The 25,747-nt window shown below is 70.2% G+C and carries 25 protein-coding genes; 19 read left to right on the forward strand and 6 right to left on the reverse strand.

What is annotated here, in order from left to right:
* The first annotated feature begins 159 nt into the window (after window positions 1–159).
* The 4 genes from QSJ59_RS22530 to map all read left to right on the forward strand — a co-directional run bounded on the left by QSJ59_RS22530 (window position 160) and on the right by map (window position 4,750).
* Window positions 160–684: a PadR family transcriptional regulator gene (locus QSJ59_RS22530; RefSeq protein ID WP_285761748.1), complete on the forward strand. Its 525-nt coding sequence runs from the start codon at window positions 160–162 to the stop codon at window positions 682–684.
* Window positions 681–1,397, forward strand: coding sequence for an ABC transporter ATP-binding protein (locus QSJ59_RS22535; RefSeq protein ID WP_285761749.1), 717 nt, complete (start codon window positions 681–683; stop codon window positions 1,395–1,397). Before QSJ59_RS22530 ends, QSJ59_RS22535 begins: the two co-directional genes overlap by 4 nt.
* 74 nt (window positions 1,398–1,471) lie before the next feature.
* Window positions 1,472–3,742 carry an ABC transporter permease gene (locus tag QSJ59_RS22540; RefSeq protein ID WP_285761750.1) on the forward strand — a complete coding sequence of 757 codons (2,271 nt, stop codon included), beginning with the start codon at window positions 1,472–1,474 and terminating at the stop codon, window positions 3,740–3,742.
* A gap of 222 nt (window positions 3,743–3,964) precedes the next feature.
* Window positions 3,965–4,750: a type I methionyl aminopeptidase gene (gene map / locus QSJ59_RS22545; RefSeq protein ID WP_285761751.1), complete on the forward strand. Its 786-nt coding sequence runs from the start codon at window positions 3,965–3,967 to the stop codon at window positions 4,748–4,750.
* A 69-nt stretch (window positions 4,751–4,819) separates the two neighbouring features.
* On the opposite strand, the gene QSJ59_RS22550 is transcribed toward map, so the two are convergent.
* Complete coding sequence (locus QSJ59_RS22550; RefSeq protein WP_285761752.1) at window positions 4,820–5,083, reverse strand: MerR family transcriptional regulator; 264 nt, start codon at window positions 5,081–5,083, stop codon at window positions 4,820–4,822.
* A gap of 363 nt (window positions 5,084–5,446) precedes the next feature.
* Here QSJ59_RS22550 and QSJ59_RS22555 point away from each other — a divergent pair, with 363 nt between their 5' ends.
* Entirely contained in the window at window positions 5,447–7,360 is a 1,914-nt protein-coding gene (locus QSJ59_RS22555; RefSeq protein WP_285761753.1) for a SpoIIE family protein phosphatase, read from the forward strand.
* Window positions 7,361–7,391: 31 nt separating this feature from the next.
* On the opposite strand, the gene QSJ59_RS22560 is transcribed toward QSJ59_RS22555, so the two are convergent.
* Window positions 7,392–7,874, reverse strand: a complete 483-nt coding sequence (locus tag QSJ59_RS22560; protein WP_285761754.1) for a DUF2000 domain-containing protein — start codon at window positions 7,872–7,874, stop codon at window positions 7,392–7,394.
* Window positions 7,875–7,975: 101 nt separating this feature from the next.
* Between QSJ59_RS22560 and QSJ59_RS22565 the strand changes: the two genes are divergently transcribed.
* The 3 genes from QSJ59_RS22565 to QSJ59_RS22575 all read left to right on the forward strand — a co-directional run bounded on the left by QSJ59_RS22565 (window position 7,976) and on the right by QSJ59_RS22575 (window position 9,611).
* Window positions 7,976–8,470 (forward strand): Lrp/AsnC family transcriptional regulator, encoded by a 495-nt coding sequence (locus tag QSJ59_RS22565; protein WP_285761755.1) that lies wholly within the window; start codon window positions 7,976–7,978, stop codon window positions 8,468–8,470.
* Window positions 8,471–8,542: 72 nt separating this feature from the next.
* On the forward strand, window positions 8,543–8,950 hold the full coding sequence (locus QSJ59_RS22570) for a YchJ family protein (protein WP_285761756.1): 408 nt from the start codon (window positions 8,543–8,545) through the stop codon (window positions 8,948–8,950).
* A gap of 250 nt (window positions 8,951–9,200) precedes the next feature.
* Window positions 9,201–9,611 carry an ester cyclase gene (locus QSJ59_RS22575; protein WP_285761757.1) on the forward strand — a complete coding sequence of 137 codons (411 nt, stop codon included), beginning with the start codon at window positions 9,201–9,203 and terminating at the stop codon, window positions 9,609–9,611.
* Between the two features lie 485 nt (window positions 9,612–10,096).
* On the opposite strand, the gene QSJ59_RS22580 is transcribed toward QSJ59_RS22575, so the two are convergent.
* From QSJ59_RS22580 to QSJ59_RS22590, 3 genes are all read right to left on the reverse strand, one after another.
* Window positions 10,097–10,393, reverse strand: a complete 297-nt coding sequence (locus QSJ59_RS22580; RefSeq protein WP_285761758.1) for a hypothetical protein — start codon at window positions 10,391–10,393, stop codon at window positions 10,097–10,099.
* A 405-nt stretch (window positions 10,394–10,798) separates the two neighbouring features.
* Window positions 10,799–11,821 (reverse strand): 4-hydroxythreonine-4-phosphate dehydrogenase PdxA, encoded by a 1,023-nt coding sequence (pdxA, locus tag QSJ59_RS22585; protein WP_285761759.1) that lies wholly within the window; start codon window positions 11,819–11,821, stop codon window positions 10,799–10,801.
* 512 nt (window positions 11,822–12,333) lie between these two features.
* Window positions 12,334–13,287 (reverse strand): DUF5996 family protein, encoded by a 954-nt coding sequence (locus QSJ59_RS22590; protein ID WP_285761760.1) that lies wholly within the window; start codon window positions 13,285–13,287, stop codon window positions 12,334–12,336.
* A 554-nt stretch (window positions 13,288–13,841) separates the two neighbouring features.
* Between QSJ59_RS22590 and QSJ59_RS22595 the strand changes: the two genes are divergently transcribed.
* A complete protein-coding gene (locus QSJ59_RS22595) occupies window positions 13,842–14,534 on the forward strand; it encodes an alpha/beta fold hydrolase (protein WP_285761761.1) in 693 nt (230 codons plus the stop codon).
* 16 nt (window positions 14,535–14,550) lie between these two features.
* Here the strand turns inward: QSJ59_RS22595 and QSJ59_RS22600 are convergent, their stop codons facing one another.
* On the reverse strand, window positions 14,551–15,573 hold the full coding sequence (locus QSJ59_RS22600; protein ID WP_285761762.1) for a LacI family DNA-binding transcriptional regulator: 1,023 nt from the start codon (window positions 15,571–15,573) through the stop codon (window positions 14,551–14,553).
* Window positions 15,574–15,876: 303 nt separating this feature from the next.
* On the opposite strand from QSJ59_RS22600, the gene QSJ59_RS22605 reads away from it, so the two are divergent.
* From QSJ59_RS22605 to QSJ59_RS22650, 10 genes are all read left to right on the forward strand, one after another.
* On the forward strand, window positions 15,877–16,914 hold the full coding sequence (locus tag QSJ59_RS22605) for an extracellular solute-binding protein (RefSeq protein ID WP_285761763.1): 1,038 nt from the start codon (window positions 15,877–15,879) through the stop codon (window positions 16,912–16,914).
* Window positions 16,914–17,774: an ABC transporter permease subunit gene (locus QSJ59_RS22610; protein ID WP_285761764.1), complete on the forward strand. Its 861-nt coding sequence runs from the start codon at window positions 16,914–16,916 to the stop codon at window positions 17,772–17,774. The genes QSJ59_RS22605 and QSJ59_RS22610 overlap by 1 nt, the downstream gene beginning before the upstream one ends.
* Window positions 17,771–18,520 carry an ABC transporter permease gene (locus QSJ59_RS22615; RefSeq protein WP_285761765.1) on the forward strand — a complete coding sequence of 250 codons (750 nt, stop codon included), beginning with the start codon at window positions 17,771–17,773 and terminating at the stop codon, window positions 18,518–18,520. Before QSJ59_RS22610 ends, QSJ59_RS22615 begins: the two co-directional genes overlap by 4 nt.
* Window positions 18,521–18,567: 47 nt before the next feature.
* Entirely contained in the window at window positions 18,568–19,599 is a 1,032-nt protein-coding gene (locus QSJ59_RS22620) for an ABC transporter ATP-binding protein (protein WP_285761766.1), read from the forward strand.
* Window positions 19,600–19,640: 41 nt separating this feature from the next.
* Complete coding sequence (locus QSJ59_RS22625; protein WP_285761767.1) at window positions 19,641–20,420, forward strand: MBL fold metallo-hydrolase; 780 nt, start codon at window positions 19,641–19,643, stop codon at window positions 20,418–20,420.
* Window positions 20,421–20,669: 249 nt separating this feature from the next.
* On the forward strand, window positions 20,670–21,065 hold the full coding sequence (locus tag QSJ59_RS22630; protein ID WP_285761768.1) for an ANTAR domain-containing response regulator: 396 nt from the start codon (window positions 20,670–20,672) through the stop codon (window positions 21,063–21,065).
* Window positions 21,066–21,225: 160 nt separating this feature from the next.
* On the forward strand, window positions 21,226–21,417 hold the full coding sequence (locus QSJ59_RS22635) for a hypothetical protein (protein ID WP_285761769.1): 192 nt from the start codon (window positions 21,226–21,228) through the stop codon (window positions 21,415–21,417).
* An 88-nt stretch (window positions 21,418–21,505) separates the two neighbouring features.
* Window positions 21,506–23,422 (forward strand): helix-turn-helix domain-containing protein, encoded by a 1,917-nt coding sequence (locus QSJ59_RS22640; protein ID WP_285761770.1) that lies wholly within the window; start codon window positions 21,506–21,508, stop codon window positions 23,420–23,422.
* Between the two features lie 117 nt (window positions 23,423–23,539).
* The gene (locus QSJ59_RS22645; RefSeq protein ID WP_285761771.1) at window positions 23,540–24,808 is read left to right on the forward strand and encodes a hydroxymethylglutaryl-CoA reductase, degradative; all 1,269 of its coding nucleotides are present in this window, start codon (window positions 23,540–23,542) and stop codon (window positions 24,806–24,808) included.
* Window positions 24,808–25,746: a hydroxymethylglutaryl-CoA lyase gene (locus tag QSJ59_RS22650; protein ID WP_285761772.1), complete on the forward strand. Its 939-nt coding sequence runs from the start codon at window positions 24,808–24,810 to the stop codon at window positions 25,744–25,746. Before QSJ59_RS22645 ends, QSJ59_RS22650 begins: the two co-directional genes overlap by 1 nt.
* Window position 25,747 lies beyond the last annotated feature (1 nt).

Raw genomic sequence — 25,747 nt, forward strand, 5'->3', positions numbered from 1 at the left:
ATTGATAAAGATAATCATTTTCAAAATTTGTGTCAAAAGGGACCTCCCGGAACGCTCCACGGCCACCCACAAACCACGCGCACTACGACGCCTTTCTCGTAAAATCCCAGCTCAAGAGACTATAAACTTTGCGTATACACGTGGTGTATAGTCACCTGCATGTCCATCAGCAACACGTTGCTCGGCCTCCTCGAATCAGGCCCGCGCCACGGCTACGACCTCAAGCGAACCTTCGACGAACGGTTCGGCCACGACCGTCCGCTGCACTACGGGCAGGTCTACTCGACGATGTCGCGCCTGCTGAAGAACGGCCTCGTCGAGGTCGACGGGGTGGAGGCAGGAGGCGGCCCGGAACGCAAGCGCTACGCCATCACCGACGCCGGCATCACCGACGTCGGACGCTGGCTCGCCACCCCGGAGAAACCCGAGCCCTACCTGCAGAGCACCCTCTACACCAAAGTCGTACTGGCGCTACTGACCGGGCGCGACGCCGCCGACCTGCTGGACGCCCAGCGGGCCGAGCACCTGCGCCTCATGCGTGAACTCACCCGCCGCAAGACGAACGGGGATCTCGGCGACCAGCTCATCTGCGATCACGCCCTGTTCCACCTGGAGGCCGACCTGCGGTGGCTCGAACTCACCGCCGACCGGCTCGACAGACTCGCCGGAGAGGTCGGCAAATGACCCGCACCGATTCAGCGGAAAGCACCGGACCCCTGCTCACCGCAACCAGACTGCGCAAGACCTACGGCCCCACCGCCGCACTGAACGGAGCGGAATTCACCATCGACTCCGGTGAGATCGTCGCCGTCATGGGCCCCTCCGGGTCGGGGAAGTCGACTCTGCTGCACTGTCTGGCCGGCATCATCACCCCCGAGGGCGGCACCGTTCACTACCGCGGTCATGAACTGTCCGCCATGTCCGACGCCCAGCGCAGCAAGCTGCGACGCGGGGATTTCGGTTTCGTCTTCCAGTTCGGCCAGCTGGTCCCCGAGCTGACCTGCGCGGAGAACATCGCGTTGCCGCTGCGACTGGCCGGCACAAACCGCAAGGAGGCCGAGTCCTGCGCGCTGGAGTGGATGGCGCGCCTGGAGGTGGACGACGTCCGGAGCAAACGCCCCGGCCAGGTCTCCGGCGGCCAGGGGCAACGGGTGGCCGTCGCGCGGGCCCTTGCGGCGCGGCCCCGCGTCATCTTCGCCGACGAACCCACCGGCGCGCTGGACTCGCTCAACGGTGAACGTGTCATGGAACTGCTCACCACTGCGGCGCGTGAGACCAACGCCGCGGTCGTCCTGGTCACCCACGAGGCCCGGGTCGCGGCATACTCCGATCGGGAGGTCGTCGTCCGCGACGGTCAGGCCCGCGACATCACCTCCGCAACGGCGGGCATCGCATGATCCTCCGGTGGTGCCGCGAGCTGGGGATGGGGGCCGGGTTCGCGCTGAGCGGCGGGCGACCGGGCTGGACGAGGATGCTACTCACGGCGCTGGGGGTCGGCCTGGGCGTGATGCTGCTTCTGCTGGCGTCCACCGCCCCTACCGTGCGGGACGCGATGCAGGACCGGATGGGCGCCCGGTCACCGGTGTTCCTGGAAGAGGGTGAGGAGGCCGGCGGCGACGCCCTACTGGCGTCGTACGAGCTGACCGGTTTCCGGGGAACCATGGTGAGCGGCCTGTTGTTGGAGCCGCTCGGGGACCCGGAAGCGGCCGTCCGCCCCCCGGGGATCGACCGGATACCGACGGCAGGCGAGCTCTACGTCTCCCCGGCCCTGCGCGATCTTCTGCGTTCCGAGGACGGCGCCCTGCTCGCCGAGCGGTTCGACGAGGCGTCGATCGTGGGCGTGATCGGGGCCGAAGGACTGAGCGGCCCCCATGAACTCCACTTCTACCTGGGCACGGACACCCTCTCGAAAGAACCGGCCCCGTCCGCCGTCTCCTCCTTCGGCGAGGACCGGTCCAACAGCGGCATGGACCCGGTTTTCGTGATGCTGATCGTGGTCATCATCGTGGTGCTGCTGCTGCCGATCGGGGTCTTCGTCCTCACCGCGGTGCGTTTCGGCGGGGAGAGCAGGGACCGGCGGCTGTCGGCGCTGCGGCTGATGGGCGCCGACAACGGGATGACCCGGCGGATCGCCGCCGGCGAGTCCCTTGTGGGCGCGCTCCTCGGACTGCTGGTCGGCGCTTGCCTCTTCCTGGTGGCCCGGATGTTCGTCGGCGAGGTGCCGCTGCCCTACGGAGGCGTGTCGCCGGCGGACACCGTACCCGCACCGCTGATCGCCGCGTCGATCGTGGTGCTCGTCCCTGCCTGCGCCGTCCTGGTGACGCTCTTCGCGCTCCGCAAGGTCGCCGTCAGCCCGCTGGGTGTTTCCCGCGAGGGCACCGACCGGGGCCGCCGGCTGTGGTGGCGGTTGGTGCTGCCTGCCGTCGGGATCGCGATACTGGCCGTGCTCGGCGGTGGGTCGGCCTCCGCGGCCGACGAGTGGGCGATCGTGACCGGCGTCCTGATGACGCTGACGGGATTCACCCTGTTGTTGCCGTGGATCGTGGAGGTCGTGGTGGCCCGGCTGCGCGGGGGTCCGTTGTCGTGGCAGCTGGCCACGCGACGCCTCCAGTTGAACAGCGGCCCCGCTGCCCGAACCGTCAGCGGCATCACCATCGCCGTGGCCGGCGCGATCGCCCTCCAGATGCTGTTCTCCGCAGTGGACGAGGCGGACCGGGAGGCGACCGGCCAGGGCCCGTCCCAGGTGCAGCTGGTCGCCTCTTCCTCGGTGGACAGCAGCGCCGAGGGCCTGGCGTTCGCCCGAGGGATCGACGGCGCCGAGGGAGTGGCGTCCTCCTTCTCGATCCTGCGGGCCGATCTTCCACTGGTGGGCGCCGAACCCGACTCCTCCGGCCGTCAGGAGAGGCGGTCGGTCGTGGTCGCCGACTGCGCGGCTCTGGACAAGCTGATCACGTTCTCGTCCTGCGCCGACGGTGACGCCTTCGTCGCCGGTGCCGACGGTGACGGCGACTCCTTCGCCGACCGCGGCGACGCGTCGGTCGTGCGTCCGGGCGACCGGCTCGACCTCGACAACGCCTATCCGGGAACCGGCGTCACCGACCCCCGTCCGTGGGACGTCCCGCGGGTGGAGCAGGCCGGAACGAGGGAATTCACGGTCGGGGAAACCTACGAGGGCCTGTTCGTCACCCCGTCGGCCTTCCCTGTGGAGGAACTGTCGGACATCCGGTCCACGGTGCTGATCACCCTCGACCCGAGGGTCCCGGACGCGGCCGAGCACGTGCGCAACCACATCGGGATCGGCGACCCCGGGCTCACGCTGCACGCGCTCTCGCCCGATGCCAACAGTACGGAGATGGCGGCCGTCGGCGATGCGCTCAGGGCCGCCGCGATCGTCACGATGGCGGTGATCGGGGCCAGTATGGTCGTCTCGACGATCGAACAGCTGCGCGACCGCAAACGGCAGCTGTCGGTACTGGTCGCCTTCGGCACCGACCGCTCGACGTTGGGGGCGTCGGTGCTGTGGCAGACGGCGATCCCTGTGGTGATCGGCCTGGTGATCGCGACCGGCTGCGGGCTCGGCCTCGGTCTTCTGCTGCTGCGGATGGCCGGCCTCCCGGTCACCGACTGGCTGTCGTTCGTCCCACTCGTGGGCGCGGGGCTCGCCATGGTCGTACTGGTGACGCTGGCGAGCCTGCCCTCCCTGTGGCAGATGATGCGGCCCGACGGCCTGCGCACCGAGTAGCAGGCACAACCGATGCCCGGCCTCCCGTTCGGCGAGTGGACGCGCCGAACGGGAGGCCCCTGCCCGGGGCAGGAAGCACACGCGCGGCGCCTCGCTCCCGGCCGTCGACGAACGACACGGCACACGGGATGCCAAGCCGCGCCCCGCGAGGGGCCGACCGGATCTTCGGTGAGCGGCATGATAATACTGGTATTTTAATACCACCTGGAGAAGGAGACGGCCATGATCGAACTGAAGTCGCCCGCAGAGATCGATCAGATGCGTGTCACCGGCCAGTTCGTCGCGCGGATCCTGAGCGAGCTCAGCACGATCGCCGGCATCGGCGTGAACCTCCTCGACCTGGAGAACCACGCCCGTGGTCTCATCCGCGAACGGGGCGCCCGGTCCTGCTACTGGGACTACGCCCCCCCTTTCGGCCGCGGCCCGTTCCGCAACGTCATCTGCCTGTCCGTCAACGACGCGGTCCTGCACGGACTCCCCCACGACTACACCCTCCGCGACGGGGACCTGCTGAGCATGGACATCGCGGTCTCCATCGACGGTTGGGTGGCCGACTCCGCAGTCAGCGTCATCGTCGGCACGCCTGCGGAGGACGACCTTCGCATCGTCCGCGCCACGGAGGAAGCCCTCGGAGCAGCCATCGCGGCTGCCCGGCCGGGCAATCGCCTGGGTGATGTCTCGGCCGCCATCGGCGCGGTCGCCGCGGACTACGGATACCCGGTCAACGTGGAATTCGGCGGCCACGGCCTGGGACGCACCATGCACGAGGCACCCCACGTCCCCAACAAGGACGTGGCCGGCCGCGGCCTCGTGCTCCAGCCGGGCCTGGTCCTCGCCCTCGAACCCTGGTTCGCCCGCACCACGGACCGGATCGTCTTCGACGCCGACGGATGGACGATCCGCACCGCCGACGGCCTGCCCGCTGCGCACTCCGAGCACACGGTCGCGATCACCGAGGACGGCCCCCTGGTGCTCACCCGACGCGACACAGAGGTTCCCCGGCCGTAGAACGCGCCGAGGAACCGATGTCGGGGCGCCGGCGGACGAGGCACGGTAGCCGCCCTCCGGAGCACGGCGCTACCCACCAGAGGGTGGGGCGGCCCCGGCTGAACGACCGTTCTTCCGAGGCACCTTGTCCGGCGAGAACGAACCGATGAACGCCGCGACTTCGGTGTCGGGCACTTTGAGCAGGAGCACCAGCGCATCACGCAGGCGTGACAGCTGCTCGATGTCGCGGTAGCCGCCGGCGGCGCGGAGGCGCAGGGACGCCCCCTCGTCCTCGTAGAACCGCAGGGTGTCGATGCTCGGGCCCGTCGCCCTCGCCGGTTCGCTGCACCGCATCCGCTACCGTTCCGGTCCAGGCCATGATCTCCACCCGCCTACCGCGCCGCCCCTCCCCGTGGAGGCTCGGTGGTCCGAGCCGTGCTCAGTGTGCGGTCGGGAGTGCCCTCCAGAGTCACGTCGGCATCGGTTCGACGGTTCTGCCCCGCGGCTTTCCCGTGACTCGGCGTCGTCTCGACCGACCGGGCCCGCGCTCCGCCCAGGACCGGCACGCCTCTCCCCGGCTCGTTTCGGAGCGCGGTCCGGCCGGTGCGATGCGGTGATTCCTGCGCACGCTGCTGGTTAAAGTAGGACGTCAGTCTTTGTGACGTCCTCGCCTGCTCGCTGGTCAGCGGACACCGGGTCGGGACGGGAAGGGCCGTGATGCCACAAGAACGCCGCCGGGAGGAGGACGGGTCCGCGCCGTTCCCCGACCGCGGATGGGTACTGGCCGAGACGGGGCTGTCAGCGGCCTCCGATCCCGATATGGACCGCTTCGCCCGACTGGTGTCCAGCCTGCTGGACGCCCCCATCGCCCTGGTGTCGCTGGTGACAGAGGACCGCCAGGTGTTTCCCGGGATGATCGGCCTGTCCGAGCCGTGGGCGACCCTGCGCGCGACGCCGCTCTCGCACTCGTTGTGCCAGCACGTGGCGGCCGACGACCAGCCGTTGGTACTGCCCGACACCCGGTTGGACCATCGAACCTGCACGAACCCGGCCATCGACGATCTGGGGGTGGTGGCCTACGCGGGGATGCCGTTGAGCGACGGGAACGGCCGTGTTCTGGGGACGCTGTGCGCGATCGACACCAAGGCACGCGTCTGGTCGCGGCAGCAGTTGCGGGACCTCGGCGACCTCGCTGCGGCGTGCAGCGCGGACCTGCGCCTGCGTATGGCCTCGCGCAGCGCGCAACGAGCCCGGCATTCGGCCGAGGACGCCCGCGAGGCGGCCGGCAAGGCGCAGGCGTTGGCCATCCACTCGCAGATCCTGGCCGAGCGCTCGGCCAAACGGGAGCAGGCACTGTCCGAGCAGGCACGGGTGGCGCTGAGCCGGTCGGAGCTGCTCCTGCGGGCCGCCGAAGACCTCGCCGGAGCCGCGAGCCTGATCGACGTACGCCGCCGGGTCCGCGACCTGGTCAGCGGCGACCTCAAACCTTCGTATGTGGGCATCTCCCTGGTCGAGGGCCAGGTACTGCGGCGGGTGGGCGACCCGGAGGTCTCCTACTTCGTGGAGGACTCGCACGGCGTCTACACCGTGCAGGACGGCTGGCCGAGCGCCCGGGCGGCACACGAACGCCGGATGGTCCTGGTTCCCGACCGCGCCGCACTGATCGAGGAGTACAGCGCCGAGGCTGTGGTCGGCTTCGACTCCCTGGGGCTGGCGACTGCCGTATGCGTGCCCCTTCTCGGTTCCCGGCAGGTGGTCGGCGTGATGATGCTGGGCTGGGAGATGCCCTACGAGATCGACACCCAGGAACGCGCGGTACTCACCACGATCGCGGGTTACGCGGCCCAGGCCGTGGAGCGGGCACTGTTCGTGGAGGAACGGATCACCGTGGCCCACCAGCTCCAGGAGGCCATGCTCACCGAACTCCCCGCCCATTCCGGCCTGGAGCTGGCCTCGCTGTACCGGCCCGCCGCCGACAACGACATGGTCGGCGGCGACTGGTACGACGCCTACCACCTCCCGAACACGGCGAACGGCGCAGAGGCCCCCCTGGCCATCACGGTGGGCGACATCACCGGCCACGACATTCACGCGGCAACCCTCATGGGGCAGCTGCGCAGTATGCTCCGCCAGGCCGACCTCGACCATCCCGGCCAGGGGCCGGCGCGGGCCGTCGAGGCACTGGAGTACGCCTGCTCCGCCCTGGCCGTCGAGGCCAGTGGCAGCCTCGTGCACGCCCACCTGCTCCCCGGCCCACAGGGCTGGTCGCTGAACTGGACCAACGCGGGCCATCCGCCACCGCTACTGGCCCCACACCAGGGCCCGGTCATCCGGCTCGAACTCCACGACCGGCTCTTCTTCCCCGGGCTGGAATCCGGGACGCGCACCACCCATGAACACCTGCTGGCCCCCGGAAGTCTGCTACTGCTCTACACCGACGGCCTCGTGGAACGGCGCGGGCACGACATCGACACCGCCATCGACCACGTCGCCGCGTTACTGGATGCACTCGACCATGATTCTCTCCCGGTGCTGCTCAAAAGACTGGTCGAGCGGGTCGCGGCCGACCGCACCGATGACGACATCGTCATCCTCGCGGTGAGAGTGCCGACCACTCCCCCGGAGCAGTAGGGAGCGACGGCAGCAGTAACGCCACGGTTCCTCAGGGCAGCAGGGACAGTCCCTTGGTCAGCTTGTCGATGCGGTTGCGCGGGCCGACCAGACTGATCGCGGAGTAATCGAGGTCCTCGGCCCCGCTCCGGGCCACCTGGTCGAGGTAGTCGTCGTAGACGCGGGTCCGCTGGGCGTGGCCGGGCATGTCCGCGACGAAGACCCCGGCGGATGCGGCGGCGCGGGCGCGGATGGCGGCCAGGCGGCCGCCCGCTGCCGCCAGCACGGAGCACCCGGCCCAGGGCAGTCCCGGATGGGTACCGCCGTCGGCGTCCTTGACGTCCTGGCCCAGCAGCCCGATGACGTTGGCCGAGGTGGCAGCGGCGACGCAGATGACTGCGTTGGCCGCACGCCCCGCCGGCAGACGCTCATCGACGACCACGACCCACTTCAGTCGAGCCGAGCGCGTGGGCTCTGCGGTCAGCATCTCCTCCGGGGCGAATCCCACAGGTGCCGGGGACGACTGCTCAGACATCGATACCTCTCTGGCTAGTCATACGAAACTTGAGCCAGACACTACGGCTTGATTCGAGCAAGCCGCAAACAGTCCGTACTAAGTACGGCTAAAATGACTAAATGGCTAACTTAGATGAACTCGACAAGGCAATTCTCAGGGAACTCCAGTCGGATGCACGCACGACCAACCGGGACGTGGCAGCGGCCGTGGGCGTCTCCCCGACGACCGCGTTGGACCGCACCCGTTCCCTCAAACAGCGGGGCGTCGTCAAGGGCGCCTTGCTGGACGTGGACCTCGCCCAGATCGGCCGTCCCGTCCAGGCCCTGATCGCGGTGCGGATCCGGCCTCCCTCCCGGCACAACATCGAGGCGTTTCGCAACTGGGTGAGCCGTCTGCCCGACACCCTGGGCGTGTTCGTCACGTCCGGCAGCGAGGATTTCCTCGTCCACGTCGCGGTTCCCGACAACGAGAGCCTGTACGCGTTCGTCATCGACCGGCTCACCGAACGCCCCGAGGTCGCCGATGTCCGAACCTCCGTGGTGTACGAGCACATCCGCAACCACCACCCTTCTCCGCCCGAGAACACCACGTCTCCCCGCCCTGGAGGGCGGTAGCTTTCGGGCGGGGGCCGCGGAGCCGGCGAAGGCCAAAACGCAGGCGCTCCACGGATCCTGGACAATCGGGAGATGCCCAAACGCCGTACTCGCACCGATCCGGCCGCCGCGCCCTGCCCCTGTGGCTCACCTAAGGTCTACGGGGGCTGCTGCGCCCGGCTGCATCGCGGCTCGGCCGTGGCCTCCACCGCCGAGGAACTGATGCGGTCGCGCTACAGCGCCTTCGCGACCGGCGAGGCCGGCTATCTGTTGCGGACGTGGCATCCACGGACCCGGCCCCAGCATCTCGACCTGGACCCCGGCCTGGAGTGGCTGGGGTTGGAGATCGTCGGGAGTACCGGCGGCTCGCCCTTCCACCAGGAGGGCACCGTCTCCTTCCGCGCCGTCTACCGCGACGGGCAGGAAGAGGGCGAGCTCCGCGAGAACAGCCGCTTCCTCCGGGCGGACGGTGCCTGGACCTACGTGGACGCTCTCGCCTAGCGGCCGGCAGGCAGTGGCTGCCCGGTTCCGCCCCTACCGGGGAGCGTCGGGGAACGGGCGCGTAGTCGTGGGCCACTCGTTGGCCCCCGGTACAGCCAGGACCTCGCGTGTACCGTTTCGCACCGGTGGGCCCGCGTCCGGGCGGGAGCGAGCCGGCCAACCAGGCGGAACCGCCGCCCGTACGCGATGAAGCGGACGACACGAAGACCGCGCACCCTGGAGGCGCCTCCCTGCGCCCCGACCTGTCCCCGTGACGCTCTTCGCGTTTCCCCACCCGCGTTACGGAGTGATCGCGCTGGGCGTGGTCCGTGACGGTGACGAGGCCGTCCGCGGCTACTACGCCGACTCACGTCGCGCGTTCCCCGACCAGCACCACGAGGTGATCCGACTCCGGCACAGCGACGACGCGGTCATCTGCGGGTCCTACCTGATCGGCACGCATCTGGGTCCGTTCGGATCGATCCCGGCCACCGGCAACGAATCCACGGTGCGCTTGACGGCGTTCTTCGTCTTCGAGGACGACGTCCTGGTTTGCGAGCGCATCTACTTCGATGTGTTGACGATGCTCAAGCAACTGCTCGGCGGACTCGACTACAGAAAACCGAAGAACTGGCTTCTTCTACCGAAGGCCCTGCGCGGCGCACGCAAGGAACTGGGGTGAAAGCGCGGGACAGCGCGAATTCGCCGGTCCACCCATCCCCATAAAGCCCTGACCTGGCAGAAGAACCCCGACTCCCGCCGGAAAAGAACCTTCTCGCGACACCGGTCGGCCCCGGTCCGACCGTTCGCTCTTTTCCGCCCCCCAACGTGGAAAAGACCGGCCGCTGCCCGATGATGTGTCGGTACGCGCATCCGTTCTTCCCACCGATCGGCTCCGCACCACGCACACCGGCGTCCGGGCAGTCCGCGGGGCCGTTGTGCCTCTGCGCCTCGGGGCCAGCCGGCGCGATGCAATGGCACGGCATCTGGCCGGGTCGCGCAGTACCCCTGTGCGCCCCGACCAGACACCGCCTGTTCCCGGGCCGACACCGGTTCGGCCCGCTCCCCGGGTGCCCCGCCAGAAGACCCGCCGCACGAGGTAGCCGGGTGGTGGTCGGTCGGGGCGCCGGAGAAGTCATCGGCGAAAACGTCCGTGCTGCCCTGCGCCTAGAAACCGCCGAACAAGGAACCCAAGGAGCCCAGGACCTGCTGTGCCTGCTCGGGGTCGTAATTCCCGTTGATGCACACGGCTACCTCCTCGGCCTCTTTGATCTCTCCGTCTCCTGATGAGCACTTGGCGATGGCGACGCGGTCACCCTGGGGAAGCCCGTCCGCGAACGGGGCGGCAGCGACCGGTGCGGCCGTCAGGGCCAGGGCGCCGGCGGTGGCGCACGCGGTCAGAGCGGTGGCGATCAGGCGCTGCACAAGATCCTCCATGATGTTGCCGAGCTGCGAATACCCCAACCTTCCTCACTGTTGGTGAGCCTTGTCGCCACCACGCCGCAGACCGGGTTACGGACATCATCCGATCGGGCTCAAGCAGGATAGGGAAGACGTTCATCAGCGATTACGGAACACCTGTTTGCCGGTTCCGCGGGGTGGCGTCTCAGGCGCGGCTGCCACCGAACTGTTGCTGGTGACCGGTCCGGGAGCCTCCGCGTTTTCCGGTGCCACGACACCCGATCCGCACGCAAGGCGCCCACGGGGTCGTTCCAGGCCGGGGTCTAGCGGTTGCGGTCGGCGGCGGGGACGGCCCGGCCGCCTTCGACCACGGGGGTCCGCCCCTTACCTCGGACACCGGGCCGCGGTGGGCACCCCCGCCCTTCGGGTATGGGATGCCCACCGCAGCCGTGGCCACGGGGTGCGGTGTCACACCGCGTACTCGGCGCGGATGCGGTCGGCGAAGTGCGCGAACCCGGCGCCGTGCTCGAAGGCGGAGCGCATGGTGGCCGGGTCGGCTTCTCCGGTGCCCGCGATGTCGAACGCGGTGCCGTGGTCCACCGAGGTGCGCAGGATCGGCAAGCCCACGGTGACGGAGATGGTCCCGTCGAAGTCGTAGGTCTTGGCCGCGATGTGCCCCTGGTCGTGGTACTGCGAGAGGACGCCGTCGAACCGGCCCTGGAGCAGTTGGTGGAAGACCGAGTCGGCGGGCACCGGGCCGACCACGTCCGCTCCGGACGCTTGGGCACGTTCGACCGCAGGGCCCAGATGCATGATCTCCTCGTCACCGAAGGCGCCGTTCTCCCCACCGTGCGGGTTGATCGCGGCGACGGCCAGGCGCGGCCGGTCGTGGCCGAATACCCGGAGCGCGGTGAGGGCCTCGTCGATCTGTGCCGACTGCTGGTCGACGCTGATCTGGTCGAGGGCCTTGCGCAGGGACAGGTGCCGGGTGGCGAAGAAGATCTTCTTGCCGCGGACGACGAACATGGTGTTCTGCCGGGTGGCCCCGGTCAGGGCGCCGAGCATTTCGGTGTGACCGAGGTGTTCGCTGCCGGCCGCCCAGATGGCCTCCTTGTTGATGGGGCCGGTGACGATTCCGGCCACGTCGCGTTCGAGCGCGGCACGCGTGGCCACCTCGATGGCGCGCACCGCGGCGCGGCCGGCCCGCTCGTCGACCGTGCCCCAGGGCAACACGATGTCTTTGAGGACGCCGATGTCGAAGCAGTCGATGGTCCCTTCTTCCTCGGCGGGCAGGTCCCAGGAGTCCAGGGTGCGGACCGTGGCGTCGAGGCCGCAGACCTGTAGCGCACGCCGCAGGACGGCCGCATCGGCGACGACGACGCCGCGCGCCGCGGCCGTGGTTCCCACCTGTAGGAGCGTACGCACGGTGATCTCGGGGCCGATCCCGACCGGATCGCCGACCGTGACGGCCAGCGTAGGGCGTTCAGTCATGGAAGTGTCCTTCTGCTCTGTCGCGTTGCGGGGCGTCGCGGAATGGGGCCGGGGTGCCCGCGAGGGCGTGGTGCCGTGCCGCGGCACAGCGGTGGGGGCGGGGCGGTCGGTGCACTCGTGACGGCCCCTCCGCGGCCGGGCGGGCAGTCCCCGGCGGCCCGGGGGCTCCGTGGAGCGGGAGGGGAGGACCTTCTCTGCCCAACCGCCGAGCGCGCCCATCCGTAGTGTCTCAAGGAGGCTCGGGGACGGCGCGCCACAGGGTGACACATGACGGCCCCGGCCCTCGCCTGCGCCGGCGGGCGGTGACCGTGACGGTTTCCGCTACCGCGACGGGGGCCGGAGGCGCGCGGTGGTGGTGGAGGCCGAGGTCGGTTACCGGCCGAGCCGGTTTCAGGGTTCCCGGGCGTCCTCTCTCTGCGGGGAGGACGCCCGGGACGGCGAGCGGTACTGCTCCTCCCCCGGACAGGCCGTGGTTGCCGGTCCGCCGAAACACGCCGGAGCGGGGTGGGTCGTCAACGGGCGGCTGCCCCGCCAACGCGCGTCCTGAGTTCGGGGTCGGTGATGCCGTTGGTGCAGGCCAGACGGTCGACGTCCCACCCCGCGCGGCGGGCGCCGGCCTGGTAGGCACTCTCGTAGAAGTCCAGCACCGTCTTTCGCGGGTCGGGTGCGGTGCGGACCTCGTCGTAGCGCAGCACCGCGAGGTGGCTTCCGCCGCGCTCGACCCATGCTGCCGTATCCGGAGTGAGGGGTTCTTCGGCCAGGCCGTCGGGCTCGGGGGCGGTGTAGGAGTAGAAGGCCGCTTCGGGGAAGGAGGCGTCGCCGAACCAGAAGCCGAAGCTGACGACGTCCCGGGAGTAGGCCTCCCGGGTGACGGAGTCCGTGGTGGCCGACTGCGGCACCGATGTGTCGCCGAACCGGGTGACGGCGATGTCGAAGGTGTGCCAGAAGTGGTGGACGGGGCTGGTCTTTCCCGAGTAGCGTCCCGCGAATTCCTCCAACAGCAGGTTGACCTGGCTGAGCACCTGCCAGTAGCGGGTCACCATGGCCGGGTCGTAGGCGGTGTGCTCGGTGTCGGAGGCGAAGGGCCGGTCGGCGTCGGGAAGGTCGAACGGGTAGGGCCGCTCGATGGTGACGTGGACGCCGACCGCGGCGAGACCGTCCTGCACCCGCTGGTAGAAACCGGCGACCGACTGTCCGATCAGGGAGAACGAGTACCGCAGACCGGTGGTGGTGGCGATGTCGAGCCGGTGGTCGAGGAAATCGAAGTCGATGCTGAAGACACCGGTGCCGTCGCTCATCGGGCGGGTGGTGATGCCCCGACCGGTGAGGTGGAACGGGACGTTCCACCAGTGGTTGCGACGCGGACTCGCCGCCAACCGGATCTTGCCGACGATCTGGGTGAAGCGGTGCACTGTGGCCTGGGTGTCCTGCCAGGCGGTGAACGGCATGTCGGGGAAGGCGTCCATCGGTGGTCTCCCTAGGGTTCGCCGGCTGCTGCCGGGCAGGGCATCGCCCCGGTTCGGTGGGCGAGGCGACACCGACGTCGGAGCGCTCGCGACACGGCGCCCCGGGGCGGGTCCGACCCGCTCCCCGTACGGTGGCGCGGCCGTGCTCACCCGTCAGCGCGGTGATCCTACTGTCCTGCGTCACTGGAACGCTGTCACTGCCCCCTCAACGGCGCGCCGGACCACGCGGTCCCGGGCCGACCCCTGAGGTGTCTCCCGAAAACCCGACCTCTCACCAGCGACGACAGTCGCAAACATCACGCGCCTCCGAAAGAGCGCAGGCGACGGCGGTGAACGTCGGTGGTGATTGGCAGCCGTCCCTCCCGCGGGCGGCCCGACGGAACCGGCACGGTGTCCACCTCGGCGTTCCCTCCCGTCGAGACGGCGAAGCGGCATCAGTGAAAGGCAGAGTCGATGGACACGGCCATCTCCGAGGACGGCACTCTGATCGCCTACGACAGGGGGGCGAGGGGCCGCCGCTGGTCATCGTGGGCGGGGCGTTCGACGATCGGCACGTGTGGGTCGGGGCCGCCGCCGCGCTGGCCCCGGACCTCACCGCCGCTACGCCCGGCGCGGGCACGGGGACAGCGGCACCCCCTCCTTACCGGATAGAACGCGAGGTGGAGGACCTCGACGCGATCGTACGGTCGGTGGGAGGCGGTGCTTACGTGCACGGTTCGTCGTCCGGGGCGACTCTCGCACTGCTCGGGGCGTCCATCGGGGTGGCGGTCCGGGGGCTGTCGGTGTTCGAACCGCCGTTTCGGGTCCCCGGGGCCAGGCCGGTACCGGACGGGTACGTCGACCGACTGGTCGAGATGACGGGAAGGGGCCGGCGCGGCGAGGCCGTCTCGTACTTCATGACCGAGGTCGTGGGCCTTTCGCAGGAGACTGTCGAGGATGTGCGGCGGTCCTCGGAATGGCCGGACCTGGAGGCGATGGCGCACACGCTGGTCCATGACGCGACGATCATGGGCGACGGTGCGGTTCCCGTCGAACTGCTGTCATCGCTCCCCCTGCCCGTACTCGTCCTGGACAGCTCGGCGAGCCCGGCATGGCTGCGCGACGCGGCCGCCGCGACCGCACAGGCACTGCCCGATGCCTGGCACCGCTCCCTTCCGGGGACGTTTCACAACGTTGCACCGCAGACGCTCGCCGCAGCGCTGGTCGACTTCTTCCTGCAACCGCGCGCGGGCACGGCAGAAGCGTAGACGCCGCTGGGACTCCCTACTGAGCGAGTCGGGCGACGGAGTCCCGGACCACGAGTTCCACCGGCAGGCTCAGGGACTTCTCCTGCGGGGCGAGCAACAGACCCATCACGTGTTCCCCCAACCGTTCGCGGTCGAAGCGGACCGTGGTCATCCCCGGGTCGAGGAGCCGCGAGGTGGGGAGGTCGTCGTGTCCGACGACGCTGACGTCGCGACCGACGCGCAGTCCCAAGGCGTGAGCAGCATCGTAGACGGCGGCGCCGAGGTGATCGGAATTGACGACGAACGCCTGGTGCCGGGGCGATGCGGCGATCCGCTCACCGGCCACACGCGCCACTCCGCGGTAGTCGAGCGGACAGCGCAGGACCGTGCCCTCCATCGCCCAGACACCGCACAACCGCTCGAACTCTTCCTCGCGCCCCCAGTCGGCCACACGCTCCTTCGGAGCGACGACGAGGGTGGCCCGACGATGGCCGTACTCCTTGAGATGGCCCAGTGCCAGAGCGATCGCGGCACCGTCGTCGGGACCCACCGTCGGGACCGGAAGCGCTCCCTGCCCTGCCGACAGGTCCGGGTCCGGGGTGCAGTTGAAGGCGACGACCGGGATCGCCGGGTTGCGGGAGCGCCAGTCCGACAGGGGGCCTCCGCGGCCGATGGGGGCGATGGCGATGCCCCCGACTCCTTCCGCGGTGAACCGGCGCAGCGCGGCAGCCTCCCGTTCCGGGTCGTAGTCGGAACTCATGATCAGCAGGAGCGCATCGTGCTCGTGGGCTGTCACCTCCATGCCGCGCAGCACGTCCAGGAAGTAGGGGTTGCGCATGTTGCGGATGACCACGCCGTAGGCGGATCGCTGCCCGGTACGCAGGGCACGGGCTCGGCTGTCCGCCTGGTAGTCGAGTTCGGCCGCCGCCCTGCGGATCCGCTCGGCCGTGCCCGGGGCGACCCTGCCGCTGCCGTTGAGGGCGAAACTGGCCTGGGCGGTGGAGACCCCGGCGCGGGCTGCGACGTCGCGCAGCGTCGCGCGCTTGTGCGGACTGGGCATGGATTTCCTCTCCGGGAGCTCCGCCGCGGTGCGGCGGGGCACAGCCGATTATTGCGGCGTTCCCCGGCCGGGCGGACCGGCGATTACCGCTCAGGCGCGTCCGACGTGAGGGCATCATGCCCTGTCAGCAGCACTGTGCGCCTTCGCGGGAACCGGGTGCGTTCACCGAGTGTTCTCCGAAGTTCGCCCCGCCGTCACGCAGATGGATCGGTGCAGGTCACTTCTCTGATTAATCGTTTAACCACAGCGGTCCGGTGCGCTGATCCGCCCCGACCGACCCCCTTACTCCCCAGGAGAAGCCCCATGTCCCCAAACCGTCGCTCCCGGACGGCCGCGGGTGTCCTCGCGGCGCTCACCGCTGCTTCCCTGACCGGTTGCGGCGCCGCGGGCTCAACCGCTCCCGACGGCGGAATCGTCATCACCTACAACACGCCCGCCGAATGGGGAAACTACGGTGCGGTCCTCCAGGCGTTCACCGACGCGACGGGCGTCCGGGCACCCAACGACCCCAAGAACTCCGGGCAGACGTTCGCGGCCCTGCAAGCAGAGAAGGGCTCCCCCGTCGCAGACGTGGCCTACGTCGGAATCGCCTTCGCCGACCAACTGGTCCAGGCCGACGTGCTCGAACCCTACGCTCCGGCGGGAACCGAGGAAGTGTCCGCGGACCTCAGGGCCGACGACGGCGCCTGGACGGCCGTGCACACCGGCACGATCGCGTTCATCGTCAACGAGGCCCACCTGGACGGCGCTCCGGTACCGACCAGCTGGGCCGACCTGCTGCGTCCCGAGTACGAGGGGAAGGTCGGCTACCTCGACCCCACCCAAGCCGCTGTGGGCTACTCCGCGGCCACCGCCGCCAATCTCGCACTGGGCGGAACGCTGAGCGACTGGGGCCCCGGGCTCGACTACCTCGGCGCGCTCAAGGCCAACGGCGCCTCCACCTCCGCGCAGACCGCGACGGCCAAGGTCGCCCAGGGCGAGATCCCGATCCTCATCGACACCGACTTCAACGGCTACCGGCTGCGCGACGAGGGCAGCGACGTGAGCGTCGTCATCCCGGAGGAGGGATCACTGCAGGTCCCCTATGTCGTGGGCCTGGTCAAGGGTGCGCCCAACGAGGAGAACGGTCGTCGGCTGCTCGACTTCTACTTCTCCCACGAGGGGCAGGCGCTCTTCGCCGAGGGCTACATGCGCCCGGTGACCGGGGACCTGCCCGAAGAACTGGCGGACACGACGCTGCCGCAGGAGGACTACGAGCGCGCTGCGACGATCGACTACGTCGAGCAGGGCGCCCAGCAGCAGGGGTTCATCGAGCTCTACCAGTCCGAGGTCGGCTTCTGATGTCCGGGCGTCCACCGGTCGGCGTCCTGCGCGGGGGGCCGCCGGGGTGGCTGGCGGCTGCCCCCGCGCTCCTGGTCGCCGCCCTGTTCTGCGGCTACCCCGTCGCCGTCATGGTCGCCAATTCCTTCGGTGTCGGCCAGGCCCCGGCCGACACCGGCCCGACACTCGACCACTACCTGAACGCGTTCGCCTCGTCCGCGGTGCGCGGCGCCCTCATCGCCTCGGTCATCGTGGCCGGCGGGTCGGTTCTGCTGACCCTGGGGATCGCGATCCCGGTCGTGCTGCGTCTGGCGCGGGACAACCGCGCCGGACGCGGGACGGTGCTCGCCGACGCGTTGCTGACCCTGCCGATCGCACTGCCCGGCATCATCATCGGCTTCTTCGCGATCGTGCTGACCGGGCGCACCGGTCTGCTCGGACTGGCCTGGGACGGATTCTCCGGGCTGGCCTACACTCTTCCGGGCCTGCTCGTCGCCTACATCTACTTCGCCATCCCCCGCGTTCTCGGTCCGCTTCGCGGCGCTGCCGAAACACTCGACCCCGGTCTGGCCGACAGCGCCCGCACCCTCGGCGCCTCCCGCATACGGGTGTTCTGCACGATCACCCTGCCGCTGCTACTTCCGGCCGCGATCGAGGTCGGCGGAACCGCCATGGCGGTGGCCCTGGGGGGATACGGAACGGTGGCGACCCTCTCGGAAGGGGTCCGCCTGCTGCCGTTGAACGTCGTCAACGAGTTGACCACCGGATACCGGCTCGCCTCCTCCTCCGCACTCGCCGTTCTCCTCGCGTGCCTGTCCGTCCTGGCGCTGGTGGCGGGCCGGGTCCTGTCCCGCACCGTGCGAAAGGGGTTCCTGTCGTGACGCGAATCGTTCTGGCCTTCGTCGTCGCGCCGATTCTGGCCACCCTGGTCGCCGCGACGAGCGTGGACTTCTCCCGAGGGCCCTGGGGCGGGGGCTTCACCCTCGACTGGTTCGCTGCGGCCTGGCCCGCGCTCGCCCCGGTGATCGGCCGCAGCCTGGCCGTGGCGACCCTGGTCGTCGTGCTCAACCTGTGTCTGGGCGGCCCTCTGGCGTGGTGGGTGGCCCGGTTCCCCTCCCCGGCCACCCGGCTGACCGGCTACCTGGTGAACGTACCGCTGGCGGTGCCCGGTATCGCCCTCAGCGTCGCACTCATCGGGACCTATCCGATGCTGCGCCCCAGTGGGGCCCTGCTCGTTCTGGGACATCTCGTCTTCACCCTGCCGTTCACCCTCGCCGCCCTGGTAGCCGCGCTGGCCGATGAGGAACTGCGGACCAACGAGAGCGTCGCGCGCAGCCTGGGCGCGGGCAACGCGCGCGTGCTGTGGACGATCACCGCACCGACCTGCCTCATCGCAATCACCCAGGCGGTGACGATGGTGTTCGCCCTGTCGTTCGGCGAGTTCAACATCAGCTTCTTCGTCAATCCGCCGGCAACCCCCATGGCGCCCTTCGCACTGTTCGACGCCTACGCCACCCAGCGGCTCGAACCGGCTTCCGCGCAGTCGCTGATCTTCATCGCCTTTGTCGCCCCGGTACTGACCGCAATCGTCCTGACCCGCCGCTGGGCACCGAGGAGAACCCGTTGACCAGTCCGCACTCCCCTGTCCCGTCCTCCCGAGGTGCCGGGCTCACCGTGCACGATCTCACTGTCCGCTACGGCTCGACGACCGCGGCCGCAAATGTCAGCCTCGACGTCGCACCGGCAGAGACGGTCGCCGTCATCGGCCCCTCTGGCTGCGGCAAGAGCAGCACCCTCAGAGCCGTGGCCGGTCTGGCCCCGGTCGCCGAGGGCAGGATCACGCTCGCGGGCCGCGACATCACCGCTCTCGCCGCCGCCCGGCGCAACATCGGACTGGTCCCGCAGAACTACGCCGTCTTTCCGCACATGAGCGTCGCCGGCAATATCGGGTACGGGCTGCGGGCCAGGAGAACGCCGGAACCCCTGCGACGCGAGCGCGTCCGGGCGATGCTCGATCTGACCCGGCTCGAAGAGCTGGCAGACCGCCGTCCCGACCAGCTTTCGGGAGGCCAGCGCCAGCGCGTGGCTCTTGCCCGGGCGCTGGCGATCGAACCCGACGTCCTGCTGTTGGACGAGCCCTTGGCCGCCCTGGACCCGCAGCTGCGCGGCGGCCTGCGCAGAGAACTGGCCGCCATGCTCTCCGCAACCGAGTGCGCCACTCTGATCGTCACCCACGACCAGCACGAGGCCCTTTCCCTGGGCTCGCGGATCGCGATCCTGCGGGACGGACACCTGGTGCAGTTCGACACCCCTCAGGTCCTGTGGAACGACCCGGCAGACGCATTCGTCGCCGACTTCCTGGCCAACGCCCTGCTCCTGGACGTGCACCGGAACCACGACCACGTACTCGCCCTCGACGGACGGTGGCGGATCCCCCTCGGACAGCTCGCTGTCCGCCCCACCGGCCACGGCGTCTCCCGGCTGCTGTTGCGCCGGGACAGCTTCACCGTCACCGACACCGCCGACGAGGCGGCCCTGGAGGCCGAGGTGACGCACTCGGAGTTCGCCGGGGACTCCGTGCAGCTGACGGTGCGTGCCGCCGGGACGACCATGAGCCTGCGCGTCGCCCCCGACGCACGGATCGGGCGCACCGTGGGCCTTTCCGTCGCCGGCGGCGCGGCGACGCTGCTGTCGCCCACGGCCTGACCCCCATCACCACCACGTAGCAAGGAAAGGACGGGGCGACCATGCTCCAGCTCGAAATCCTGGGCTCCAACGCGACAGCGCCCACCAAGGAAGGCGCCGCATCCTCCTACCTGGTCCGCAGCCGCACCGGTGTGGTGCTCGTGGACGCGGGCCCCGGTTCGCTGCTGGCCTACTGCGCACGGCACGATCTGGCCGAGCTGCGCGCAATCGTCGTGACGCACCTGCACGCCGACCACAGTCTGGACCTGATGGCCTGGGCCTACCGGTGGACGTTCCCCGAGGTGCTGCCCCGGATCCCGTTGTTCTTTCCCGAGGGCGAGCGGGGCCGGCTGGAGGCGTTCGACGCGGTGTTCGCCATCCCCACCCTGCCCACCATGAACAGCCCCATCACCCAGTCATGGGATCTGCACGAACTTCCCCGGGACGGGACGACCGTGCACGAGATCGACGGGCTCCGGCTGCGTTCGTTCGCCGCCCACCACAGCGTGCCCTCGGCCGCGCTGCGCTTCACGTCCCCGTCGGGCCGGGTCCTGGCGTTCTCCTCCGACACCGGTTACTGCGCACCGGTGGTCGAGGCCGCCCGTGACGCCGACGTCTTCGTCTGCGAGGCCACCTATCTGGAAGCCGACGAGCAAGCGCTGCGCGGGCACGGGCACCTCACTGCCCGGCTGGCCGGGGGGCTCGCCGCGGAGGCCGGCTCCGAACACCTCGTGATGAGCCATTTCTCCAGCCCCACCATGTGGGACGAGGGGGTACGCCACGCACGGGAGGCGTTCGACGGACGGATCAGCGTGGCCGTTCCCGGCAGCGTCTTCGACTGACATTCATAGGAGCATCCCGGAACAGCCACAGCGCCCCCCTGCTTCCCTCGGGACGGTCGAACCGGGCCCCGTCCATCCGGGCCGGGCCCCTGCCCGCCGGGGCCGCTCCGCGGCCTGCTCGCACGGGTCAGGTGTGCTTCTTTTTCCACTGGGAATAGGAAAGGATGTTTTCCCATGTAAAGACACCCAGCGATGCGCCAGTACGTCTGCGACCAGTCGGACACACGGCAGCGCTTGGGGGAGGAGCACATGACGGCTGACCACACCCAGGAGACCCCGGACGCGGCCGGGGTCGACCGACACCGACAACTCGAAGAAGAGGTCGCCAGCCTCACCACTGCCCTGCACAGTCGTACAGTCATCGATCAGGCCATCGGCATCACCATGCAGGCGCGCGGGTGCAACGCGGAGGACGCATGGAAGATCATCACCTCCGCCTCGCAACATGCCAACATCAAGGTCCGTGACATCGCCCAGGCGCTGACAGCCAGCGCCGCGAGTCCTGTACCGCTGAACACCACGCGTTCCACGAGGGTCGCGCTGATGGCCGTGCTGGGCACCAGCCAGCTCGCTTCCTCCCAACATCCCCCGCCCACCCCTCCTCCGGGCAAGGAGCGGCCCCCGGGAAACAGGCCGCCCCGGTAGCCACGGGGGACCGCCCGCCCGGTTCGCGACGGCGCCTCGGCCCCCGGTCACCGGGAGCCGCGCCATGACCCCACTGCTGCCCGCCCGGTATCGAGGAAACGGACCCCGGTGTGCCTGCGATCACGGGGTGACCACAACCACGACGCAAGGAAGCCACACGTTGGCGAAGACCGCCTCGGTACACAACGGGGCGGCTCTCGCGACGTCGCCGGCCGGCCAGGTGAGCGGACTGGCACGCAAGCACGATCTCGCGGAAGGGGCGCATCCGACCGAGCAGTGGATCGCCGTGAAACACGTGCGCGACGCCCGTGCACGACGGGCCTCCCGCGAGGACGCCCGCAACCGCGCGTAGACCGTCGACCGTCCGGAGTTGCGTCCGGCATCCCGGGACAACCAACCGGAACCGCAGCTCTCATCTGCGGTGATGCGACACTTACGAAATGTGTGACACCCCCGTGCGCCTCGACGACGCCGCGCAGCGTTCGATTACCGACCTGTTGACCCGGCTGGAGTCCGGGGAGCAACTCGCGCGCGAGGACGTGCGGTCGGTCCTCGGCCCGGTCGACGAGACCCTTGCAGATCAGGCGCAGCGCACGGCCGCACGGATCCGCCGGTTGCGCCGGCGCGACGGCGAGCTCTCCGCACTCATCGCCAGCACCCGCGACCTGGTGGAGGTCCGCGACGTGCAGGCGCTGCTGAAACGGCTCGTGGACCGGGCCCACGACCTGGTGGGCACCGACGTCACCTACATGTCGGTCTACGACGAGCGCAGCAACGAGCTGTTCGTCCGGGCGAGCCGGGGCACCGTCTCCAGCCGGTTCCACGGGCTGCGCGTACCGGCGGGCGTGGGGATCGCCAGTCGGGTCGTGCAGACCATGGCCCCCCAATGGACCGCCGACTACGGGACCGACGACGACTTCGACCGCGACCCGGAGATCGACGCGGCCATCGTCGAGGAACACCTGCGGTCCCTGCTGGGCGTGCCGATGTCGGCGAACGGGGAGATCCTGGGCGTGCTGTTCGCCGCGGACCGTTCCGCGCGCGCCTTCGCCGGCGACGAGATCGCCCTGCTGACGGCGTTCGCCGACCACGCCGCCATCATCTTGCACACCGCCCGCCTGTTCTCCGCGGTGACCGAGGCGGCGGACCGCGCCGAGGAGGCCCAGGCCCGCGCCGAACACCACGTCGAGGCGATGAGCGCCTCTGCACGGGTGCACGAGCGCCTCACCGCGCTGGTGCTGTCCGGGCACGGACCGCGCGAGGTGGCCGCGACCCTCGCCGAGTCGCTGGGGCGGGCCGTAGCCATCGCCGATCGGGAGAACCGGCTGGTGGCGGCGACCACCGACGAGGTCGACCGGTGGTGGCGGCAGGGACGGTTGATCGCGCCGGCCGCCGAGGCGGTCAAACGCAGCCGGGCCTCCGGGCACTGCGCAGACGTGGGGGCGCGAGGGCTGGATGTGGTCTGCGCGGCCATCGCCGGGTCCGCGCTGCTCGGGCTGCTGCTCGTCGGCGAGGGGCCGACCCCCCTCACCGACGTCGAGCGGCGCACCGTCGAACGTTCCGGGCAGATCGTCGCGCTGTTGACCATGCAGCGCGACGCGCTGACCGACGCGGAGGAGCGGGTACGGGGCGAACTGGCCCTGGACCTGGTGTCGGGGACCGCCGACATGGCTGCGCTCGAACGCCGGGCCGCGGTTCGGGGAATCGTCCTGGACCAACCGTGGTCCGGAGTCGCGGTCCCCGCCCCCGACTCCTCCCGCCACCCCCTGCTGCGCACACTCTCCGCGGGGAGTCAGCCGTGGCTGATCGCCACGCAGAGCGAAGGCGTGAGCGTGCTCGTGCCCAGCGCCGATCCGCGGGCCGCCGCCGTGGAGGTACGGCAGCGCTGGCGCGCGACCGGGGGCGGGCCGCTCATCGCCGTGGGTTCCCGGGTCGGGGCGCCCGCGGAGATCGCCGACGTCTTGTCCGAGGCGTGGGAGTGCGCGGCGTTCCTGCCCGCACTGGGCATGGCCGACGGCGCGTTCCACGTCGACGACTATGCGCCCTACCTGGCCATGTTCGGTACCGACGGCGCCCGGGCCCTGGCCTACGTGGAGCGGATGATCGGCCCCGTGCTCGCCTGGGACGCCCGCAACCGCACCGGCCTGACCGAGACGGTGGCCGCCTACGCCGACAGTGGAGGCAGCGTCGCACGCACCGCGCGGGTCCTGTACGTGCACCCCAACACCGTCAAGCAGCGGCTGGAGCGGGTGACGTCGCTGCTGGGCGGTGAGTGGAAAACCGGGGACCCGCTGTTCCGCGTCGCCGTGGCCGCCCGGCTGCACCGTCTTCGCTCCACCGCGGATCGGACATGGTGAGCCCTCGATTGGTGTCCGATCCGGACATGTCGCCTGGATCACTCCCACTGCTTACATGGACGGATTCGCAGTGACGCAGCACACATCGCGGCGTCCGTTTCATGGGAGACAGCCACCGTGGCCACCAGCAGCAGGTTGACCGGTTTTCGCAAGCTCGGCGTTCACGAACGACGCGCGGCCGTCGTGCGGGAGAGCGGCCTGGACCCCGACGTGTTCGCGGCCCTGGACCCGGACGGGCTGAGCGTGGACGCCGCCGGCCACATGATCGAGAACGTCGTCGGGGTCATGGGCGTCCCCGTGGGGATCGCCACCAACTTCACCGTCAACGGGCGCGACGTCCTGGTGCCGATGGCCACCGAGGAGCCCTCCGTGGTGGCCGCCGCCAGCAACGCCGCGCGCATCGCGCGCGTCCTGGGCGGTTTCACCACCAGCAGCACCGGGCCGGTGATGCAGGCACAGATCCAGGTGGTGGACGTGGTCGACCCGCGTGCCGCCCGTCTGCGCGTGCTGGAGGCCCGCGACGAGCTGATCGCCCTGGCCGCAGCACAGGACCCCAAGCTCGCCGAGGTGGGCGGCGGGGTACTGGACCTGACCGTGCGCATCGTCGAGGCCCCGGCCCACACCTACGTGGTGGCGCACCTCGTCGTGGACGTACGTGACGCGATGGGCGCCAACGCGGTCAACACCATGGCCGAGGCGGTGTCGGGGCGGCTCGCCCAGATCGCCGGCGGCCGAGCGGTCCTTCGCATCCTGACCAACAAGGCCGACCTGCGGTTGAGCAGGGCACGCGCGGTCCTGGACTCCGAAGCCCTGGGCGGACCGGCGATCGTGGCCGACATCGTCCACGCCTACCAGTTGGCCGCAGCCGACCCCTACCGCGCGGCCACCCACAACAAGGGCATCATGAACGGCGTGTCCGCCGTGGTGCTGGCAACGGGCAACGACACCCGCGCCGTGGAGGCGGGCGCCCACTCCCACGCGGTGGGCGCAGCCGGCCACTACGCATCACTGTCCGCCTTCGAGGAGGACGCGGACGGCAACATCGTGGCGACCCTGGAACTGCCGATGCCGGTGGGCCTGGTCGGCGGAGCCACCAAGACCCATCCCGCGGCGCGTGCCGCCATCGCCGTCACCGAGGTCACCTCCGCACGCGAACTCGGCGAACTGATCACCGCGGTCGGCCTGGCGCAGAACATCGCCGCGGTGCGGGCCCTGGCAGGAGAAGGCATCCAGCGCGGGCACATGTCGCTGCACGCCAAGAACCTCGCCCTCGCCGTGGGCGCCCAGGGCGACGAGATCGACCGGGTCGTCGCGGTCCTCATCACGGAGAAGGCGTTCCGGCACGACCGCGCCGAGGCCGTCCTGGCCGAACTGCGGGAGCACTGATGGCCCCGGGACTGCCGATGCCCGTACCCCAGGCCGGACTTCCCGACCGCGTACGCGTCTACGAGGTGGGGCCGCGCGACGGGCTCCAGGCGGAGGCGGCCGTCCTGGGCGCGGACGTCAAGGTGGAACTGGTCCGGCGCCTGGTGGCCGCCGGGCTGCGGGCCGTGGAGGTGACGAGTTTCGTCGACCCCGCCCGGGTCCCGCAGATGGCCGACGCCGCAACCGTGCTCGGCGCGCTGGAGCGCACCGACGGCGTGCGGCACCCGGTGCTCGTCCCCAACCTGCGGGGGCTGGACGACGCACTGGCCGCGGGCGCCGACGAGGTCGCCGTCTTCCTCAGCGTCACCGAATCGTTCTCCCGGGCGAACCTGGGCCGTTCCCGCACCGAGGCAACGGCCGCGGCCGCACGGGTGGTGGAGCGGGCGGGCAAGGAGGGCATCCCTGTCCGGGGCTATCTCTCGATGGTCTTCGGCGACCCCTGGGAGGGGCCGGTCCCGGTCGCCGATGCGGTGGCGGCCGCACGCGGACTGCGGGACATGGGGGTGACGTCGATCTCCCTGGGCGACACGATCGGTGTCGCCACACCCGGACACGTCAAGGCACTCGTCACCGCGCTGGAGCGCGCAGGGGTCCCGGCGGACGACCTGGCCCTGCACGCCCACGACACTTACGGGCAGGCGCTCGCCAACGTCTACGCCGCAATCGAATCCGGGGTCAGCGAGTTCGACTCCTCCGTCGGCGGGCTCGGCGGCTGCCCCTTCGCCCGCACCGCGACCGGCAACCTGGCCACCGAGGACCTCGTGTGGATGCTGCACGGGCTCGGCATCGCGACCGGGGTCGACCTCGACTCCCTCGTCCACACCAGCACCTGGCTGGCCACGCACCTGGGACGGCCCAGCCCCTCCCGGGTGGTCGCCGCCCTCAGCGAACGGAACTGAC

Origin of the sequence: Nocardiopsis ansamitocini (assembly GCF_030268225.1) — a bacterium.
GTDB classification, from domain to species: Bacteria; Actinomycetota; Actinomycetes; order Streptosporangiales; family Streptosporangiaceae; genus Nocardiopsis_D; species Nocardiopsis_D ansamitocini.

What these genes read in the sequence shown, in the direction of transcription:
- QSJ59_RS22530 (WP_285761748.1), top strand. Translation starts at nt 160, where the DNA reads ATGTCCATCAGCAACACGTTGCTCGGCCTCCTCGAATCAGGCCCGCGC.
- QSJ59_RS22535 (WP_285761749.1), top strand. Translation starts at nt 681, where the DNA reads ATGACCCGCACCGATTCAGCGGAAAGCACCGGACCCCTGCTCACCGCA.
- QSJ59_RS22540 (WP_285761750.1), top strand. Translation starts at nt 1,472, where the DNA reads ATGCTACTCACGGCGCTGGGGGTCGGCCTGGGCGTGATGCTGCTTCTG.
- map (WP_285761751.1), top strand. Translation starts at nt 3,965, where the DNA reads ATGATCGAACTGAAGTCGCCCGCAGAGATCGATCAGATGCGTGTCACC.
- QSJ59_RS22550 (WP_285761752.1), bottom strand. Translation starts at nt 5,083, where the DNA reads ATGCGGTGCAGCGAACCGGCGAGGGCGACGGGCCCGAGCATCGACACC.
- QSJ59_RS22555 (WP_285761753.1), top strand. Translation starts at nt 5,447, where the DNA reads ATGCCACAAGAACGCCGCCGGGAGGAGGACGGGTCCGCGCCGTTCCCC.
- QSJ59_RS22560 (WP_285761754.1), bottom strand. Translation starts at nt 7,874, where the DNA reads ATGTCTGAGCAGTCGTCCCCGGCACCTGTGGGATTCGCCCCGGAGGAG.
- QSJ59_RS22565 (WP_285761755.1), top strand. Translation starts at nt 7,976, where the DNA reads ATGGCTAACTTAGATGAACTCGACAAGGCAATTCTCAGGGAACTCCAG.
- QSJ59_RS22570 (WP_285761756.1), top strand. Translation starts at nt 8,543, where the DNA reads ATGCCCAAACGCCGTACTCGCACCGATCCGGCCGCCGCGCCCTGCCCC.
- pdxA (WP_285761759.1), bottom strand. Translation starts at nt 11,821, where the DNA reads ATGACTGAACGCCCTACGCTGGCCGTCACGGTCGGCGATCCGGTCGGG.
- QSJ59_RS22590 (WP_285761760.1), bottom strand. Translation starts at nt 13,287, where the DNA reads ATGGACGCCTTCCCCGACATGCCGTTCACCGCCTGGCAGGACACCCAG.
- QSJ59_RS22600 (WP_285761762.1), bottom strand. Translation starts at nt 15,573, where the DNA reads ATGCCCAGTCCGCACAAGCGCGCGACGCTGCGCGACGTCGCAGCCCGC.
- QSJ59_RS22605 (WP_285761763.1), top strand. Translation starts at nt 15,877, where the DNA reads ATGTCCCCAAACCGTCGCTCCCGGACGGCCGCGGGTGTCCTCGCGGCG.
- QSJ59_RS22610 (WP_285761764.1), top strand. Translation starts at nt 16,914, where the DNA reads ATGTCCGGGCGTCCACCGGTCGGCGTCCTGCGCGGGGGGCCGCCGGGG.
- QSJ59_RS22625 (WP_285761767.1), top strand. Translation starts at nt 19,641, where the DNA reads ATGCTCCAGCTCGAAATCCTGGGCTCCAACGCGACAGCGCCCACCAAG.
- QSJ59_RS22630 (WP_285761768.1), top strand. Translation starts at nt 20,670, where the DNA reads ATGACGGCTGACCACACCCAGGAGACCCCGGACGCGGCCGGGGTCGAC.
- QSJ59_RS22640 (WP_285761770.1), top strand. Translation starts at nt 21,506, where the DNA reads ATGTGTGACACCCCCGTGCGCCTCGACGACGCCGCGCAGCGTTCGATT.
- QSJ59_RS22650 (WP_285761772.1), top strand. Translation starts at nt 24,808, where the DNA reads ATGGCCCCGGGACTGCCGATGCCCGTACCCCAGGCCGGACTTCCCGAC.